The organism is Bacteroides sp. 90-K9/2 (assembly GCF_047310725.1).
GTDB classification, from domain to species: domain Bacteria; phylum Bacteroidota; class Bacteroidia; order Bacteroidales; family Bacteroidaceae; genus Bacteroides; species Bacteroides vicugnae.
The window spans coordinates 1,095,970-1,114,562 of record NZ_JBCGVL010000001.1; the positions used below are offsets into that span (position 1 = coordinate 1,095,970).

Here is an 18,593-nt window from a genome sequence, read left to right on the forward strand (position 1 = left end):
CCTCAAAAAGCCGATGCTTCATGAGGGGAATACGGTGGTAAGTGTGTCGTTGATATTATATAAGTCGTTGTTGCTCAATGGTGGAAGTTTCCACTACCAGCTATAAGTCCAAATTTTCTATATGTAGCGTATTGGCGGCTTTCTCTTTTTGTTCGTTTACGATATGCGTATAAATCTGCGTGGTTTTGACATTTGTATGTCCCATTAAAGACTTGATAGTGTATATGTCAACACCATTTTCCAACAATAGCGAAGCGTAGCTATGCCTTCCGCAATGGAAGGTGATATGTTTCTTGATGCCGGATGCTTCTATCCAAGCTTTCAAAGGACGGGAAATCCAAGAGGCATCTGTCAATCCCTCAAAAACGAGTGCTTCATCATTACTTGGACGTTTACCACATAATTGAAGGGCTTGTTGAATGACAGGCTTATAATCGGGTCGTTTTGTTTTTTGCTGAATCACGACCGCTTGCCATGTACCTTTGCTTGTCTGTTGAATCTGCTGCCATTTCAATGCCTGAATATCGCTATGTCGCAATCCTGTAAGGATAGAAAACAAGAACGCACGTTTCAAAACATCATCTTTGCAAGGAGTATCAACCAGCATTTGCACTTCATTCATGGTAAGTGCAACACGAGGTGTCTCTATGTTTGTTATTCCTTTTACTTTTGCGCTGATGTCAACCGTCAGATATTCATCAACGAACGCCTGCTTCAATCCGGCTTTGAGGATGGAGAAATAGGTGGATGCCGTATTCTGTGAGATAGTTCCTTTCTTATTACCTCCCATCGGGGCACGTAACAGGAACATCTTGATGTCTTCAAGTAGTTTTACGGAAATCGTCTTAAACGGAATCGGGTTGCCTTGCGAATAGATTTTCAATAATTCTCCCACACGGGTCCAGTTGACTATGATTGAATTAGAGCTATTGGGATGCCGTTTGCTGATGATGCCATTGAAGTACTTGATAAAGTCCTGTTCGCTTCGTTCATTTTGTGCCGCGATTTCGTTTTCCTTATCAGTGTAGAGGACTGCACTGTCATATTCGTGTTGGCGTAACTTACGCACATTGTCGGCATAGATACAAGCCTCTTGGTCTATCGTTGAACGGCATTGGATGATTCCATTCAAATCACGCTTAGGCTTATAGTTGAATGTTCCATCCGGCAAGATACGTGCAATGGACGACTTCTCCCAAACAGGTGTGGATATAGTCCGGTTAATAGATTCCACCACACGGCTTGCCCGTTTAGAACCTCTCTTGTAAACCGGGTACGACTCTATAATCAGATACCACTCTTCTTTGTAATTCGACCTTCTGAGCTTGACGGTCACTTTGGTATTAGGTAATGCTTTCTTCATAACGACTTATATAATTTATCAATTTCAGATTTGGGAACATAAACATAATTACCAATTTGGCGTGTAGGAATAGAATGACGGCGTATGTGCTTAAAGACACTGCTGTCATTGATATGGAACTTTTTGGCAATCTCTCCGATAGTGTAACAGTCTTTGGGTTCAAAGGACAATGCTTCCTTTTTTCTCTTTCTACTGCCAGCCTTTGTTTTGAAGTGTTCATCCATATACTGCCGACTAAGGCGTGTCAGACGCTGACCAAAATTGTATGATGGTATCAAGCCCTGCCGTATCATACGATAAAGTACATCTTTACTAATGCCGTAAATCAGCACAGACTCTTTAACTGTCAGATACCCCTTGTTGGATGGTATTCGCCTGACTAATGCTTGACGTATCGCCTCTTTCTCCTTTGCGATTTGCCTTTTCTTGTACGCCCTTTTGGAACAAGTTGGACAACAATACTTTGACATCAATGTGGGAGGAGTAAAGATTTTACCGCACTCCTCGCAACTTCTTTGAATAGTGTAATTTCCTCTTGGCATATTCTTCTCGTTTTAAATGGTTTATATCAATTTAAGTTGTACCTTATCACCAAATAAGACGTGTCGCAAACATGTCGCAAATAAGAGATAAAAAAACCCATAGAAAACGCATAGCAACCATGAACCCTATAAACGCAAAAAGCGTGCAACTCATTGAGCTGCACGCTTTTGCTTATTGTTTGTTATCTGTTTCCTTATCGGAATCATTTGACTTCCTCGAAGTCAGCATCCTGAACGTTATCTCCGTGCTTGCTGTTATCTTGCTGGCCAGCACCACCGTTCATATCAGGACCAGCCTGTGCTCCACCTTGTGCACCGCTCTGTGCATACATTTCAGCACTTGCAGCCTGGAAAGCAGTATTGATTTCTGCCATAGCAGTATCAATAGCAGCCAAATCCTGTGCCTTGTGAGCATCTTTCAATTTCTGCAAAGCAGCTTCAATCGGAGCTTTCTTGTCAGCAGGCAACTTATCACCTAATTCCTTCAACTGATTTTCAGTAGAGAAGATTACGCTGTCAGCCTGGTTCAGCTTGTCGATCTTTTCACGTTCTTTCTTATCTGCTTCAGCATTAGCTTCAGCTTCAGCCTTCATCTTTTCGATTTCTTCCTTGCTCAAACCGCTGGATGCTTCGATACGGATAGCCTGTTCCTTACCGGTAGCCTTATCTTTTGCAGATACTTTCAAGATACCGTTGGCATCGATATCAAATGTAACCTCAATTTGAGGAACACCACGGCGAGCCGGAGCAATACCTGTCAAGTTGAACTGACCGATTGATTTGTTCTGCGCAGCCATCGGACGTTCTCCCTGTAATACGTGGATAGTAACTTCCGTCTGGTTATCGGCAGCAGTAGAGAATGTTTCACTCTTGCGAGCCGGGATGGTAGTGTTAGCGTCGATCAACTTAGTCATTACACCACCCAGTGTTTCGATACCCATTGACAACGGAGTAACATCCAATAATACTACACCTTTGATTTCATCTGTCAAAACAGCACCCTGTACAGCAGCACCAATAGCTACCACTTCATCCGGATTCACACCTTTAGAAGGAGTCTTGCCGAAGAAATCTTCTACCAACTTCTGAACAGCCGGAATACGGGAAGAACCACCAACAAGGATTACTTCATCAATATCAGCATTGTTCAAACCTGCATCGCTCATTGCTTTCTTACATGGTTCAAGACAAGCCTGAATCAATTCGTGAGCCAGAGATTCGAATTTTGCACGAGTCAAAGTCTTCACCAAGTGCTTAGGCACACCACCTACCGGCATGATATACGGCAAGTTGATTTCTGTACTTGTAGAAGAAGAAAGCTCAATCTTAGCTTTTTCAGCAGCTTCTTTCAGACGTTGCAAAGCCATCGGATCCTGAGTCAAGTCAGCACCTTCGTCATTCTTGAATTCCTGTACCAACCAGTTGATGATTACCTGGTCGAAGTCATCGCCACCCAGATGAGTATCACCATTTGTAGAAAGTACTTCAAACACACCACCACCAAATTCAAGGATAGAGATATCGAATGTACCACCACCAAGGTCGAATACAGCAATCTTCATATCTTTGTGAGCCTTATCCAGACCGTAAGCAAGAGCAGCGGCTGTCGGTTCGTTTACAATACGTTTTACTTCCAGACCGGCAATCTGTCCGGCTTCTTTAGTAGCCTGACGTTGAGAGTCGGAGAAATATGCAGGAACGGTGATAACTGCTTCTGTCACTTCCTGTCCAAGATAGTCTTCAGCAGTCTTCTTCATCTTCTGAAGAATCATAGCAGAGATTTCCTGCGGAGTGTACAGACGTCCGTCAATGTCAACACGCGGAGTGTTATTGTCACCTTTCACTACTTTATAAGGAACACGAGTCACCTCTTTTTGCACCTGATCCCAAGTTTCACCCATGAAACGTTTGATAGAGAAGATTGTACGTGTAGGATTCGTAATAGCCTGACGTTTTGCAGGATCTCCTACCTTACGTTCACCGCCATCTACGAAAGCGACAACAGAAGGAGTCGTACGTTTACCTTCACTGTTTGCAATTACTACAGGTTCGTTACCTTCAAATACGGCAACACAAGAGTTTGTAGTTCCTAAGTCAATACCAATAATTTTTCCCATGATCGTTATTTTTTATTTATTATTTATTCTATGATTTCTTTTTGTCCGGTTGTTTCTCCGGCTCTTATCAGCGAGCCTCGTCGCGAACGGACGCTTACTAAAAAGCAAACCGTGTGCCAAAAGGAAATTATACGAATGCATGACATAATATCTGCCAAAAAGACAGTTTTAATAAATAGACACTGCTGACATAGTCATATTCAAAGCCAGTCAGCAACTGTTTCTTTAAACAAATGCAGACGGCTCTGGTTCGATGAAAAGAAAAAAAATATGCCTGTGTCATCATGTGCGACACAGGCATATCCTATTATATAGATAATCTATTTATTACTTTTCCAGCACGATGACCAATGCGCCATTTGCATCATACAAGCCAATGCCACCACCGGACAACACATCGAATGACTTCACCTCATTGATAGCTTTCAGCACCTTACCTTCTGTTTCCATGTCCGGACAAGCCATCATTGTGCTCGCTACTCCCGGGAAAGAAATAGATTTGGCATTACTGGTACTGGTTTCAAAACCGCCATTAATCAGATTACATCCGGCATTGCCATGAATTGTCTTTTTCTTCACATCAAAAGCAATGAAAGGTTGTTTTTCCATTCCGGAAGGAATTGCCTCACCATTCACTTCTTTAATTTTCCATTCTCCATTCAAAACCGAAAGTTTCACATCAGCCTCCTTCTTTTGTAGAACGACAACCGGGCGGTTGGACGAATTGCAAAGATACATTTTGTCTTTACCTGCCTTCTTATATCCTTTTACTTGCGCAAAAGCATTCAATACATTATTTTCAGTAGTCATATCCGGACACATCATCCGGGTACTAGCCATTCCTGTAAGTTCAAGACTTCCCGGCTTCGCATTTACATCGAAGCTACCCATCATCCGATTACAGCCGCTATTGCCGGACACACGACCGGTTGCTGTATCAAAAGCGATAAAAGGAAGGGATTTACTTTCGCCCGGAGTGATTTTCGAGCCATTGACTTCTATGATATTCCATTCACCATTGATAGATGACAGGGGAATTGCCTTCTCAACCGAACGGCACGAAGACATTGCAAGTGCTGCACCAGCAATGCAAATTGAAACAAATACTTTCTTCATATTGTTATAACGTTTAAGTTAAAATCGGGGGCAAAGATATCAAAAGATTGGGAAATAATATCCAATGCAACATAAAATATATACATTTGCCAATAAATATACAACAAACGAACAATTTACATAGTTCACTTAAAGTAAACAAATATGAGAATAATTGTCCTGTCTTTGATTCTATTCTGCTGTGTTACGCCTCCTATCACAGCTCAAAGCGATTATATCGTCACTACTCCTTCCGCACAGGAAATCCCTGTAGGTCAAGAAGAACAGTTTATCAGGAGTAATTTTCCGCTGCTACCGCTGGGCAAATGGACACCCGGAATGAAATTTATGTTCGTTCCATCTCCACGGAGCATGTTCCTTCCCACCCTTTCCAGCTATGACACCGAGAAAGGGGTAGACAACAGCCTGCTGAAACATAAAATACTCACTTTCACAGGAACTGAAGAGAAAGCTCAAAATATCTCCAACGGGACTAACTACTCCACCCGCTTCATCTTCGAATGTGAGGGAGGAAAATATTATTATGAGATAAAGAATATGCGGCTGGAGGAGATCTCCGAAAAGGCTCCCCGTGCCGGCATCAACGGATTGGTTTATCTGAAAGATGTGGATACTGCAAAAGAACTGTTGGTAGGAAAAACAGTCTATATACAAGCAGAAAGTGTCCGGATAGACGATGCCAACAATTATTCCGGCTACCGGGATATAGCCATTCCCGTCAATACGGAAGCAACGATTACCGCTATCGGAGTCGGCAGTCAGGCATATCCGGCAAAAATCGTATTCAAAGACACACAGGGACATTCTTATTATCTGGAAGTTGCCCTCTCACGAACAAACTCCGGCATGGACCTGAATGATTTTCAAGGAGAAAAGAGAATGAAATATTTCTCAAATGCATTCAGTTTCACCAATAAGAGCCTGGGCACTATCGAAAGCCTGAAAAACAAATATATGGGAATGACAGTTTATCCTAAAAAGGTGCTGCCAGCCAAAAGAATCATATCTTTTGAAGACAAGCAGACCGAATCACGCGTTCACCTGCCCCGATATACAGTTCTGCAAATCAAAGATATTAGATTATCTCCTCCCGGCAGTCTGGCTGTTCTCTCATTAGAAGACAAGGACGGAGCAATCTATGAATTGGAAACCGATCTGAAATATGATGTTATCGTCAGAAATGAAAATTATATCGAAGACTTTTTCGGATTCGAAGATATACATAAAAAATATCCGGGTATCACAGAAAATCGTTGGCAGATTATCTCCCGGGGAGATCTGGAGACGGGCATGAGTACAGTGGAATGTCGTTTATCCATTGGTGATCCGATAGAAATCGAGCTAAAAAAAGACAATCGTTTCGAAACTTGGTTCTACAATGGCAAAACACTGGATTTTGAAAATGGAACCTTGCAGCGTTACAAATAAAAATGGAGTAGCTGCGAATGATTATCTGAAAATAATCACGTATATTTGCAAAGCTAACAATTCCAATATTCTTAATATTTTAATTCGCAATTAACGAAATGGGTAGAGTTCTTATTATTGGTGCGGGCGGTGTTGGCACTGTCGTTGCGCACAAAGTGGCACAAAATGCCGATGTATTTACAGATATCATGATTGCCAGCCGTACGAAAGAGAAATGCGATAAAATCGTCGAGGCAATAGGTAACCCCAATATAAAAACAGCTAAAGTTGATGCAGACAATGTAGATGAGCTGGTAGCCTTATTCAACGATTTCAAACCGGAAATGGTGATTAATGTGGCTCTCCCTTATCAGGATCTGACTATTATGGAAGCTTGTCTGAAAGCTGGAGTGAACTATCTGGACACCGCTAACTACGAGCCGAAGGATGAAGCTCACTTTGAATACAGTTGGCAGTGGGCTTACCACGATCGCTTCAAAGAAGCAGGTCTGACAGCTATTCTCGGTTGCGGATTCGACCCGGGAGTAAGTGGCATCTATACCGCTTATGCAGCTAAACATTATTTTGATGAGATTCAATATCTGGACATTGTAGACTGTAATGCGGGTAACCATCATAAAGCATTTGCTACGAACTTCAATCCGGAAATCAACATCCGCGAAATTACGCAGAACGGACGCTATTATGAAAATGGCAAATGGGTAACTACCGGTCCGCTGGAAATCCATAAAGACCTGACATATCCGAACATCGGTCCCCGTGATTCTTATCTTCTTTATCACGAAGAACTGGAGTCATTGGTGAAACATTACCCGACCATCAAACGTGCACGTTTCTGGATGACTTTCGGACAAGAGTATTTAACTCACTTACGCGTTATCCAAAACATCGGTATGGCACGAATCGACGAAGTTGATTACAACGGAGTGAAGATTGTGCCGCTGCAATTCTTGAAAGCTGTATTGCCTAACCCGCAGGATTTAGGAGAAAACTACGAAGGAGAAACCTCTATCGGTTGTCGTATCCGCGGTTTGAAAGATGGCAAGGAACGTACTTATTATGTATACAACAACTGCAGCCATCAGGAAGCTTACCGGGAAACTGGTATGCAAGGAGTGAGCTACACCACCGGAGTTCCGGCAATGATCGGAGCCATGATGTTCTTCAAAGGTGAGTGGAAACGCCCGGGTGTAAACAACGTAGAAGAGTTCAATCCGGATCCGTTTATGGAACAACTCAATAAGCAAGGTCTTCCCTGGCATGAAGAGTTCGACAAAAATCTGGAATTATAAGAGTAGACCTGTTCATTAAAAAGATAGTTATGATAAACGTAGGAGATAAAGCACCGGAAATCTTAGGCATCAATGAAAAAGGCGAAGAAATCCGTTTAAGTGCTTATAAAGGAAAAAAGATTGTGTTGTACTTCTACCCGAAGGACAGTACATCGGGTTGCACCGCACAAGCGTGTAATCTACGCGACAACTATTCCGAACTACGTAAAGCCGGCTATGAAGTAATCGGTGTCAGCGTAGACAATGAAAAGTCGCACCAGAAATTTATCGAAAAGAACAATCTTCCTTTTACCCTGATTGCCGACACTGACAAAAAGTTAGTGGAAGAATTTGGCGTATGGGGAGAAAAGAAACTGTACGGACGTGCTTACATGGGTACTTTCCGCACTACTTTCCTGATTAATGAAGAGGGAATCGTAGAACGGATTATCACTCCAAAAGAAGTGAAGACCAAGGAACATGCCTCACAGATTTTAAATCAATAACTCCATTAATTATATTAGATAAGGTATGGCAAAGAAAGATGAACTTAATTTTGAAACAGATAATAAAATGGCATCAAGCGAAAAACTAAAAGCCTTACAGGCTGCCATGGAAAAGATAGAAAAGAGCTTCGGTAAAGGTTCTATCATGAAAATGGGTGATAATAGTGTTGAACAAGTAGAAGTGATCCCGACAGGTTCTATTGCCTTGAACGTGGCACTTGGCGTTGGAGGTTACCCAAGAGGTAGAATTATCGAAATCTATGGCCCGGAATCATCCGGTAAAACGACATTGGCTATTCATGCCATTGCTGAAGCGCAGAAGGCTGGCGGTATCGCTGCTTTCATTGATGCCGAACACGCTTTCGACCGTTTCTATGCATCTAAGCTGGGAGTGAACATTGATGATCTTTATATCTCTCAACCGGACAATGGAGAACAGGCTTTGGAAATTGCAGAACAACTGATCCGTTCTTCTGCTATCGACATCATCGTTATCGACTCTGTAGCCGCACTGACTCCTAAAGCGGAAATCGAAGGTGACATGGGTGACAACAAGGTAGGTCTTCAGGCACGTTTGATGTCTCAGGCACTTCGTAAGCTGACAGCTGCAGTGAGTAAGACACGTACGACTTGCATTTTCATTAACCAGTTGCGTGAAAAGATCGGTGTTATGTTCGGTAACCCGGAAACAACTACCGGTGGTAACGCTTTGAAGTTTTATGCTTCTGTACGTTTGGATATCCGTGGCAGCCAACCCATCAAAGATGGTGAAGAGATTCTTGGTAAACTGACCAAAGTGAAAGTAGTGAAAAACAAAGTAGCGCCTCCTTTCCGCAAAGCTGAATTTGACATCATGTTCGGTGAAGGTATCTCCCACTCCGGAGAAATCATCGACTTGGGTGCTGACTTAGGGATCATCAAGAAGAGCGGTTCATGGTATAGTTACAACGACACCAAGCTAGGACAAGGACGTGATGCTGCTAAACAATGCATTATGGATAATCCTGAACTGGCAGAAGAACTGGAAGGACTGATTTTTGAAGAATTGAAGAAGAAATAATTCGCTTTGAATCTGCTTATCCGTAAACTGAAAGCTAATAAATAAAGGTGGGAGAAAGTCGTTTACGATCATTCTCCCACCTTTTTCTCTTTTATATCATTCTCTCTTTTATCTCTCTTATACAAAATAAATGTATGCCAATGTACTCAAGCTGATAATTACCCAAAGCAATATTCCTTGAATCAGAGGTTTAATTCCAACAGCTTTCAAAACATCAATAGAAAGAGAAGCACCGATAAAGAACATAGTTATCGTCAAAGTCTTACGGGCAATACCGTTGATAGCTGCTCCTAATTGTGGCACTCCATCCAGTAAATAAGTATTTACCACCAATGCCAATACAAAGAAGAGGATAAACCATGGAATACTGATCTTTTGTCCTTTGCTCTTGAATATAAATGAGGTAGCAAAAGCCATCGGGATAATCCAAAGAGCACGGGTCAATTTGATAGTAGTAGCCACTTTCAATGCTTCTTCTCCATAGGCAGCTCCCGCACCTACTACAGAACTGGTATCATGAATGGCAATAGCTGCCCATGTTCCGAACTGTTGTTGATCCATATTCAATGCATGACCAATGGCAGGGAAAATGAAAAGTGCAATAGCGTTCAAGATAAAGATTGTACCTAATGCCACAGACATTTCACTGTCCTTCGCTTTCAACACCGGTCCCACTGCTGCAATAGCACTACCGCCACAGATAGCGGTTCCCGAACTGATAAGATAAGCTGTATTCCGGTCTATTTTAAATAACTTACGTCCGATGAACCAGCCAATCACCAATGTTCCGATTACTGAAATAACCGTAAATTCCATACCTTCCTTACCGGAAGCTAAAGCAGAATGAAGATTCATACCGAATCCCAGTCCTACTACTGAATACTGCAACAGATATTTCGATGTTTTCTTATTAAACTTTGGATGCGCTTGTCCGCAAGTTAATGCAAAAATAAGTCCGAGGAACAAAGCAACCGGAGGAGTTACCCAAGCCGACCATGCTTCCAATCCCGGAATATAGTCTAAAAACAGGAAAAAAGTCAGAGTGGAAAGCAGTGCAACATAAATCATTTTATTATTTGACTGCAAAGTTTTTGTAGCTGTTGAAATCATATCTTTTATCTTTAATTGTTTTCCGGGCGCAAAGGTACGGTAAACAATCAAGACCCGCCAATAGTTTCTAATTATGCATTATAACTTTTAATTATAAGCAGATTCTCTCCCAACTACTCTTACACTGTTACAATGTCTTTCCCAAAAGGTGATAATGCCAAAGCTGCCAACTTGAAGTGTTGCAATCCAAAAGGGATTCCGATAATGGTAATGCACAATACAGCCCCGAAAACCAAATGTGACAGACAGATCCAAATGCCACCCAGAAATATCCACAGGATATTCATCAATATATAGAGGCAGCCACCGGAACGGTTCCCACTTCTGACTTCTTTACCGAAAGGCCATAAAGCAAGTCCGGCCAACTTCAATGTTTGCATTCCAAAAGGAATGCCGATAATGGTCAGCATCATCAATAAACTCGAAATGAGGTATTCGACAGCGGTAAAGATACCACCAAGCAACAGCCATAATAGATTCATTAAACAGCCCATATAAATTAGTATTAGTTATTATTCCAATTTTCTTTTTGTTGTCTCATCCACTTTACCCTGATAATAACGGTCGATCACTTGCTGAAACAAATCATCCGAAGCAACTTCATTAAAAAGCGTCATACATGACAATACTTTCACCGCATCTAACGAACCGAAAACTTCCTGCGCCGTTTTATTCTTCAATTGAAGAAAAACAGACGTTATTTCACGCAGTCTTTCTCCCAAAATTGGATGGGCAAGATATGCTTCAGCCTCTTCTTTGCCGCTAAGACCATAATACTGTGAATTATAACTCATGCCCAATCCTTTCAGTTGAGGAAATATATACCAAATCCAATGGGAATATTTCCGCCCGTTTCTAACTTCTGCAAGGGCTTGTTCATAATCCCCTCGCTGAGCATCTAAAAATCGTTGTAAGTTATAGTCAGTCATAGATACTTCTCGCATTTTTTTTAAGTTATCATACTTTTAGGAGATAATAGAATCAAATAAGTGATTTATTTCGAATCACAGCACTTTTTTCAATTCTATTAAAGCCGAGACTTCGTTTTCCTTATTAATATACTTCTCTATTTCATAGGGTTTATATCCTAATTTAGTATATAACAGAAGCCCATTCGTATTAGTATCAAAGCAAGACAAATGAAGCTCCGATACATTATATTGCTTTTTCCCAATATATTCCATAGTATTTATCAGAAATGTGCCAACACCACGATTACGAAAACAAGGACTTACTATTACATTTCCAATAGCACAATATTGAGATTCTCTTACCTCATAGAAGTTTGCAAACCCTACTACTTCATTATTAAATAAAACAACAGTCGAATCAAATCTATCTTTTATTGTATTCTTTAATTGATCGATTGTTAAAGGAAAATCAGCTTTAGGAAACATAAAAAACAGTTCCTGCTTGTTTCGAGGTAATTTACAAACAGTTTCTAAATCGTCAGACGTAAAATCTCTATAAGTAAGTTTTTCTTTTTCCATAATAATCATGCTGATACCCTCCATTTCTTTTCTACATACAATATTATAACCGACTTTGCTATATAGATGCAAAGTATTGGGTGTCTCTTCGCCCGTAAAAAGAGAGAACTTATGACAGTGAGGAAATAATCGTTCTATTTCAGTCATAAGTTCTCTACCTATGCCTTTATTCTGAAAATCGGGATGCACTATCAATTTACCAATATGACATACTCTATTTTCATCCATACATCCCCTGACAGAACCTACAATCTGTCCATCATCTGATACGTATTTTAGAATAATGCCTGTCTGATACTCATCACAAATCTCATCCTGATTTTGCAACAAAGGGGGAAAATCGAATTTATTCATTCGTTCGGCCACCACCATAAAAGATTTCTTTTGCAAAGATAAAATGTTTACCAAATCATTTTCTTCAGCTTGCATGATATTAGTATGTCCCATTGGTCCACTTTCTAAATTTAATAGCAACAATCTAAATAGTCAGAATCTTTTCTCCATCTTTTATATATTGAGTAAATGGTGCACCCATATATTTAACATCAATGCCTAGATTCTTTATAATCGAAGTCACACCAAATGTTTCACAACAATCTTGACAGGCTTCAATAGTTATACCAGTTTGTATCATTTCCAAAACTTCAGTTTGTACTTGGGTATCATTAGCTACCAACTTCACGGATGCTCCCCAAAGAATAATATTCAGATGCTTCCACCAACCTCTATTAACAGAGTTTACCGCATACATAGAGAGCATATTAAAAATGGTGTCTCTGTTATCAGTGGTCCACAATATATTCAATTTATCATCCATCGCACCTAATTATTTATCAGTTATACTTTATGATTCATAATATCACAAATATACACTTTTCTAAAAACTAACAGAAACATTGCATCCACTTTTTAGGAAATAATATATTAAGCATAAAATCCCGCTATATCCTTTCTCGTTAATCATCTTCATTCCCTCTCAAACTATTAATAGAAAACTTCTTCTTTATTAAGGATAAACTTCTTTTTGTCAAATAGAAAACTTATCTTTGCATAGGAACAAACTATAAATGCAAGCTTTGATTATAAAAATGAAAGCTTTGTTTTTATAAATGCAAGCTTCAATTATAAAAACAAAAGTTGCATTTATAGTTTATAATTAATCAACAAGAACTTTACTATTAGAAGAAAGGAAGTTTGCCTCTAATACAAAAGAACTTATCTATTAACACTTTAAACAATAGATGATATGGCAAGATATATCATAGAGGAGATGCCCGATCTTCAGAAAACAGGCAAAAGAATTACTTATCCTAAATTTGCGCGGATAGATAATGCAAGCATAAAAGAGTTAGCGCAACGAGTTGGTGACGTCAGTGGATTCAGTGCAGGAGACATAGAAGGCGTACTACTTCAAACCGCGATTGAAATGGCGCATCTGATGGCAGAAGGACGTTCAGTAAAAATAGACGGAATAGGAACGTTTACTCCCTCTCTTACCTTAGGCAGAGACAAGGAGCGGGAAGATCCGGAAGAAGGTGGAACTCATCGCAACGCACAAAGTATCTTTATAGGAGGTGTAAACTTTCGGGTAGACCGAGAAATGGTGAGAAATATCAGCGAAAGATGCCAACTGGAAAGAGCACCCTGGAAAAAACAACGCTCCTCTAAAAAATTCACATCGGAACAACGACTGGCATTAGCTCTAAAGTATCTGGATGAACATCCCTTCCTGACCGTTTGGGAATATCGCAAACTAACAGGATTGTTGCAAACAGCAGCAACCAACGAACTAAGACAGTGGGGACATCAACCGGATTCTGGAATAGAAATCACTGGAAGAGGAGCACACAGGGTATATATAAAGAAAAAAACAGCAGAACAAAGTGAATAACAGTATGAGAAATACCCCGGAAATAGATGAGAAATAACTGTTTTGAGGCCTATTTCACTAAAGAAACTATGAGAAATAGGCTTTCTCAAAACGTTTCTCATTCGGTAATCAACTGGTTATAAAATTATTATATAGTGATTATGAGAATATGAGAAATGAAAATCATTTTTCTCATTCTGGGGAACCCTACCTAAGCCTGCACGAGAGAAAAAGACAAACTTACAGGCTTTTACTATGATGTCCGGCGAAACGCATAAATACCTGTGACAATCCTCCCTCCTGCCCTTGCAGTTGTACAAAGTTAAATTCGCGCAGCATCGGCATTCCTTTTATTTCGACTACACGGAGATTACCAGCTACAAGCTCTTTATGCACCGAACGGATAGAAACAATTCCCATACAGTCTGTATGTTCCAAAAAAAGTTTGATACTCTCTGTACTACCGAGATACATCAATACATTTAAAGAAGAAAGTTTGAGATTATGTTGCAATAAGGCACGTTCAAATACATCTAACGTACCGGAACCCCTCTCCCGCAAAACCAAAGGAATATTCAGCAAATCTTCCGGAGTAATCTCATCCGAGACAGCTAACTTACTCTGTGTATGCACCACGGCAACCAGTTCATCTTGCAAAAATGGAGTATATTTCAGATTAGGTAGGCGGAAGATCCCTTCGACCAATCCCAAATCAATCCGATGCTCTTGCAAGGCAGCTTCCACTCCGCGGGAATTTCCATTAATCAAAGAAAGATTAATTTGCGGAAACTTGGCTATAAAGTTCGCCAACAAAGGAGGAAGTACATATTGTGCAATCGTAGTGCTGGCTCCCAATTTCAGTTCACCGATATATTCATTATGCAACAGATGCATCTCATATTCCAACTGTTTATAATCGTCCAGGATTTTCTCGCTATGTTTCAGCAGCAATTCTCCGGCCTTAGTCAATGAGATTTTGCTCCCTTGACGGTCGAACAAACGAGCTTGATAGTAAGTCTCCAGTTCCTGAATATGTTTGGTAATAGCAGGTTGGCTGACAAACAATTCTTGCGAAGCCTTCGTAAAGCTTAGATTCTTCGCTACGCTCTGAAATACTTTTAAACGAAAATCGGACACGGCAATTATGATTAAAACAGTTAAGAAATCAATGACGAATAATGAATTACAGAAAGAATAAAAGCACAATAGTTATTGCAATTCTTCCGCTTTTATCCCCAACGCCTGCATGACAGGGAAAGCCAGCATATCCCATTTATAATCCACCGGAAGTTCCGGCTCATTCATACGGAATTGAATGACCTCTTTGCCTTTCACTTCATGCAAAGCATCAGTCACTTTCTTTCCATACTCCTCATTGAAAGAAATAACGATCATCCTTTTCACGTCTGCCGAATCGGAAACGATAGAGAGTAAATCCAAAAACAAATCTTCTCTTGACACCATTCCTTCCGACGGAACGCTAGCAAAAGAATATTCGCCATAAGGGCTCTGAAACGCAACTCCATTCAATTCTTCCTGCAAATCGGAAGGTTGGCAATATTGCAATCGACTGGATTCTTTATCATACACAAAAAGAAATTGTACCTCGTTCTTCCCTTCTGTAATCCCTGCATCCAAGGTTATATAGGTAGTCAACATCGAAAGGTCTATCTCTTGTAAAGAACGATGCAAAGTCTCTTCAAAATATCCTTTTATATCCGTTATTACAAAATTCAAAAAAGCAGCGTCAATCAACACCACTGTTTCAGCAAGTTTTATTTGGGGCTTATCACTCATATACCATCTATATTATTACAGCGGATAAAGATACTACAATACTTTTATTTATCCACTTTTCAATATTTATTTTCTTTCATCACAGGCCAAGATTACACAAACAAGCGTATCATGTAGCAAATGATATTTGATAGCAAATTCGTCAGTTACTCCCGGATAAAAAAGGTCATTTTGTCCTTTAACTCCTTAATACTCATGCTATTTTGTCATATTTTTATACTTGGCAAATCTTTTGCGCCCTCTTAGGTGTTATTAAAACGTGAAATAAGAAAGGAGAACAAAGATATGAACTTTAACAATTTTACCATCAAATCTCAAGAAGCGGTACAGGAGGCCGTGAACCTCGTACAAAGCCGGGGGCAACAAGCCATTGAACCTGTCCACATCATGCAGGGAGTAATGAAGGTAGGTGAAAATGTCACTAACTTCATCTTCCAGAAACTTGGCATGAACGGACAGCAGGTAGCTCTCGTTGTCGATAAACAAATCGACTCCCTGCCCAAAGTATCCGGCGGAGAACCGTATCTAAGTCGTGAATCCAACGAAGTATTGCAGAAAGCAACGCAGTATTCTAAAGAAATGGGCGACGAGTTTGTTTCATTAGAACATATCATACTGGCATTGCTGACTGTAAAAAGTACCGTCTCCACTATCTTGAAAGATGCCGGTATGACGGAAAAAGAATTACGCAATGCCATCAGCGAGTTGAGGAAAGGAGAAAAAGTAACATCACAATCCAGTGAAGACACTTATCAATCATTGGAAAAGTACGCTATCAACCTGAATGAAGCTGCCCGTAGCGGAAAACTGGATCCTGTAATCGGACGTGATGAAGAAATCCGCCGGGTACTCCAGATATTGAGCCGCCGTACAAAAAACAACCCGATTCTAATCGGTGAACCGGGAACTGGTAAGACAGCGATCGTAGAAGGCTTGGCACATCGTATTCTTCGAGGAGATGTACCTGAAAACCTGAAAAACAAACAGGTCTATTCACTGGATATGGGGGCACTGGTTGCCGGTGCAAAGTATAAAGGTGAGTTTGAAGAACGGCTGAAATCAGTTGTCAATGAAGTGAAGAAATCAGAAGGTGATATTATTCTGTTCATTGATGAGATTCATACACTGGTAGGAGCCGGCAAGGGTGAGGGCGCCATGGATGCCGCAAACATTCTAAAACCTGCCTTAGCTCGTGGAGAATTACGTTCCATCGGAGCAACAACCCTCGACGAATATCAAAAATACTTCGAAAAGGACAAAGCTTTGGAGCGTCGTTTCCAAATCGTACAAGTGGATGAACCGGACAACTTGAGTACCATTTCTATCCTTCGTGGACTGAAAGAGCGTTACGAGAACCATCACCATGTACGTATCAAAGATGATGCAATCATTGCAGCCGTCGAATTGAGCAGCCGTTATATCACCGACCGTTTCCTGCCGGACAAAGCCATTGACCTGATGGATGAAGCCGCAGCCAAACTGCGTATGGAGGTAGATTCTGTTCCTGAAGAACTGGATGAAATCTCCCGCAAAATCAAGCAGTTGGAAATCGAACGGGAAGCTATCAAACGTGAAAACGATAAACCGAAACTGGAAATCATCGGTAAGGAGCTTGCCGAACTTAAAGAACAGGAAAAGTCCTTTAAAGCCAAATGGCAGAGTGAAAAAACACTGATGGATAAAATCCAGCAGAATAAGGTTGAAATAGAGAATCTTAAATTTGAAGCAGAAAAAGCAGAACGTGAAGGTGACTATGGTAAAGTAGCCGAAATCCGTTACGGTAAACTTCAGGCTTTGGACAAAGAGATAGAAGATACTCAAAAGCAGCTACGTGATATGCAAGGCGATAAGGCCATGATTAAGGAAGAGGTAGATGCGGAGGATATTGCCGATGTTGTTTCCCGTTGGACAGGTATTCCTGTCAGCAAGATGCTGCAAAGTGAGAAAGACAAACTATTGCACCTGGAAGAAGAACTCCATCAACGTGTAATCGGTCAGGATGAAGCGATTGAAGCCGTGGCAGATGCCGTGCGCCGTAGTCGTGCCGGATTACAGGATCCGAAACGTCCGATTGGCTCGTTCATTTTCCTCGGAACCACCGGTGTAGGTAAGACCGAACTGGCGAAGGCATTGGCGGAATTCCTGTTCGATGACGAAACGATGATGACTCGTATCGACATGAGCGAGTATCAGGAAAAGCATAGTGTTTCCCGTTTAGTCGGAGCGCCTCCGGGATACGTAGGATATGATGAAGGCGGTCAGCTGACAGAAGCTATACGTCGGAAACCTTACTCTGTTGTCCTGTTTGACGAAATAGAAAAAGCCCATCCGGATGTTTTCAATATCCTGTTACAGGTATTGGATGACGGACGACTGACTGACAATAAAGGAAGGGTAGTCAACTTCAAGAATACCATCATCATCATGACTTCGAATATGGGTAGTTCTTATATACAAAGTCAGATGGAAAAGTTGCACGGTTCCAATAAAGAAGAAGTGATTGAAGAAACGAAGAAGGAAGTCTTGAATATGTTGAAAAAGACGATTCGCCCGGAATTCCTGAACCGTATTGATGAAACGATCATGTTCTTACCATTGAACGAAAAGGAAATCAAGCAGATCGTACTCTTACAAATCAAGGGAGTACAGAAAATGCTTGCCGAAAACGGAGTGGAACTAAAACTCACGGAAGGAGCATTGGACTTCTTATCTCAAGTGGGATATGATCCTGAATTTGGAGCTCGTCCGGTAAAGAGGGCTATTCAACGTTATCTGTTGAACGATTTATCCAAAAAGTTACTTTCCCAGGAAGTCGACCGCAGCAAAGCAATTACCGTTGACGCTGGTGGAGACGGATTGGTATTCAGAAATTAAGAGTTTCCATTTAAATAGAATGCCGGTATGCTTCTTATTAAGCATACCG

Annotated in this window: 17 protein-coding genes; 6 read left to right on the top strand and 11 right to left on the bottom strand. The window is 40.8% G+C overall.

Features of this window, described 5'->3' with window-relative positions:
- Positions 1-100 precede the first annotated feature (100 nt).
- The 4 genes from AAHJ11_RS04215 to AAHJ11_RS04230 form a co-directional block, all read right to left on the bottom strand.
- Positions 101-1,363, bottom strand: coding sequence for a site-specific integrase (locus AAHJ11_RS04215; protein ID WP_413579112.1), 1,263 nt, complete (start codon positions 1,361-1,363; stop codon positions 101-103).
- The gene (locus AAHJ11_RS04220) at positions 1,360-1,905 is read right to left on the bottom strand and encodes a helix-turn-helix domain-containing protein (protein ID WP_007845372.1); all 546 of its coding nucleotides are present in this window, start codon (positions 1,903-1,905) and stop codon (positions 1,360-1,362) included. The genes AAHJ11_RS04215 and AAHJ11_RS04220 overlap by 4 nt, the downstream gene beginning before the upstream one ends.
- 203 nt (positions 1,906-2,108) lie before the next feature.
- On the bottom strand, positions 2,109-4,022 hold the full coding sequence (dnaK, locus tag AAHJ11_RS04225; protein WP_143260363.1) for a molecular chaperone DnaK: 1,914 nt from the start codon (positions 4,020-4,022) through the stop codon (positions 2,109-2,111).
- Positions 4,023-4,349: 327 nt separating this feature from the next.
- The gene (locus tag AAHJ11_RS04230; RefSeq protein ID WP_148364544.1) at positions 4,350-5,138 is read right to left on the bottom strand and encodes an META domain-containing protein; all 789 of its coding nucleotides are present in this window, start codon (positions 5,136-5,138) and stop codon (positions 4,350-4,352) included.
- A gap of 144 nt (positions 5,139-5,282) precedes the next feature.
- On the opposite strand from AAHJ11_RS04230, the gene AAHJ11_RS04235 reads away from it, so the two are divergent.
- The 4 genes from AAHJ11_RS04235 (at position 5,283) to recA (ending at position 9,403) form a co-directional block, all read left to right on the top strand.
- Entirely contained in the window at positions 5,283-6,566 is a 1,284-nt protein-coding gene (locus tag AAHJ11_RS04235; RefSeq protein ID WP_321020377.1) for a hypothetical protein, read from the top strand.
- Between the two features lie 98 nt (positions 6,567-6,664).
- Positions 6,665-7,858: a saccharopine dehydrogenase family protein gene (locus tag AAHJ11_RS04240; protein ID WP_004302080.1), complete on the top strand. Its 1,194-nt coding sequence runs from the start codon at positions 6,665-6,667 to the stop codon at positions 7,856-7,858.
- Positions 7,859-7,887: 29 nt separating this feature from the next.
- A complete protein-coding gene (gene bcp / locus AAHJ11_RS04245; protein ID WP_004325328.1) occupies positions 7,888-8,343 on the top strand; it encodes a thioredoxin-dependent thiol peroxidase in 456 nt (151 codons plus the stop codon).
- Between the two features lie 25 nt (positions 8,344-8,368).
- Entirely contained in the window at positions 8,369-9,403 is a 1,035-nt protein-coding gene (gene recA, locus AAHJ11_RS04250; RefSeq protein WP_148364542.1) for a recombinase RecA, read from the top strand.
- A gap of 117 nt (positions 9,404-9,520) precedes the next feature.
- Here recA and AAHJ11_RS04255 read toward each other — a convergent pair whose 3' ends face one another.
- The 5 genes from AAHJ11_RS04255 to AAHJ11_RS04275 form a co-directional block, all read right to left on the bottom strand.
- Positions 9,521-10,513 carry a YeiH family protein gene (locus tag AAHJ11_RS04255; protein WP_148364541.1) on the bottom strand — a complete coding sequence of 331 codons (993 nt, stop codon included), beginning with the start codon at positions 10,511-10,513 and terminating at the stop codon, positions 9,521-9,523.
- Between the two features lie 119 nt (positions 10,514-10,632).
- The gene (locus AAHJ11_RS04260; protein WP_258979852.1) at positions 10,633-11,007 is read right to left on the bottom strand and encodes a YccF domain-containing protein; all 375 of its coding nucleotides are present in this window, start codon (positions 11,005-11,007) and stop codon (positions 10,633-10,635) included.
- An 18-nt stretch (positions 11,008-11,025) separates the two neighbouring features.
- Positions 11,026-11,457: a DUF1810 domain-containing protein gene (locus AAHJ11_RS04265; RefSeq protein WP_413579115.1), complete on the bottom strand. Its 432-nt coding sequence runs from the start codon at positions 11,455-11,457 to the stop codon at positions 11,026-11,028.
- A gap of 60 nt (positions 11,458-11,517) precedes the next feature.
- Entirely contained in the window at positions 11,518-12,450 is a 933-nt protein-coding gene (locus tag AAHJ11_RS04270; RefSeq protein ID WP_195649234.1) for a GNAT family N-acetyltransferase, read from the bottom strand.
- 31 nt (positions 12,451-12,481) lie between these two features.
- Positions 12,482-12,820, bottom strand: a complete 339-nt coding sequence (locus AAHJ11_RS04275; RefSeq protein WP_320979136.1) for a DsrE family protein — start codon at positions 12,818-12,820, stop codon at positions 12,482-12,484.
- Between the two features lie 429 nt (positions 12,821-13,249).
- Here AAHJ11_RS04275 and AAHJ11_RS04280 point away from each other — a divergent pair, with 429 nt between their 5' ends.
- A complete protein-coding gene (locus tag AAHJ11_RS04280) occupies positions 13,250-13,894 on the top strand; it encodes an HU family DNA-binding protein (RefSeq protein WP_320979988.1) in 645 nt (214 codons plus the stop codon).
- Between the two features lie 219 nt (positions 13,895-14,113).
- Here the strand turns inward: AAHJ11_RS04280 and AAHJ11_RS04285 are convergent, their stop codons facing one another.
- Complete coding sequence (locus AAHJ11_RS04285; protein WP_008651317.1) at positions 14,114-15,010, bottom strand: LysR family transcriptional regulator; 897 nt, start codon at positions 15,008-15,010, stop codon at positions 14,114-14,116.
- Positions 15,011-15,082: 72 nt separating this feature from the next.
- Positions 15,083-15,670 carry a DUF6621 family protein gene (locus AAHJ11_RS04290; RefSeq protein ID WP_004305640.1) on the bottom strand — a complete coding sequence of 196 codons (588 nt, stop codon included), beginning with the start codon at positions 15,668-15,670 and terminating at the stop codon, positions 15,083-15,085.
- A 285-nt stretch (positions 15,671-15,955) separates the two neighbouring features.
- Here AAHJ11_RS04290 and clpB point away from each other — a divergent pair, with 285 nt between their 5' ends.
- On the top strand, positions 15,956-18,544 hold the full coding sequence (gene clpB / locus AAHJ11_RS04295; RefSeq protein WP_148364536.1) for an ATP-dependent chaperone ClpB: 2,589 nt from the start codon (positions 15,956-15,958) through the stop codon (positions 18,542-18,544).
- The last annotated feature ends 49 nt before the right edge of the window (positions 18,545-18,593 follow it).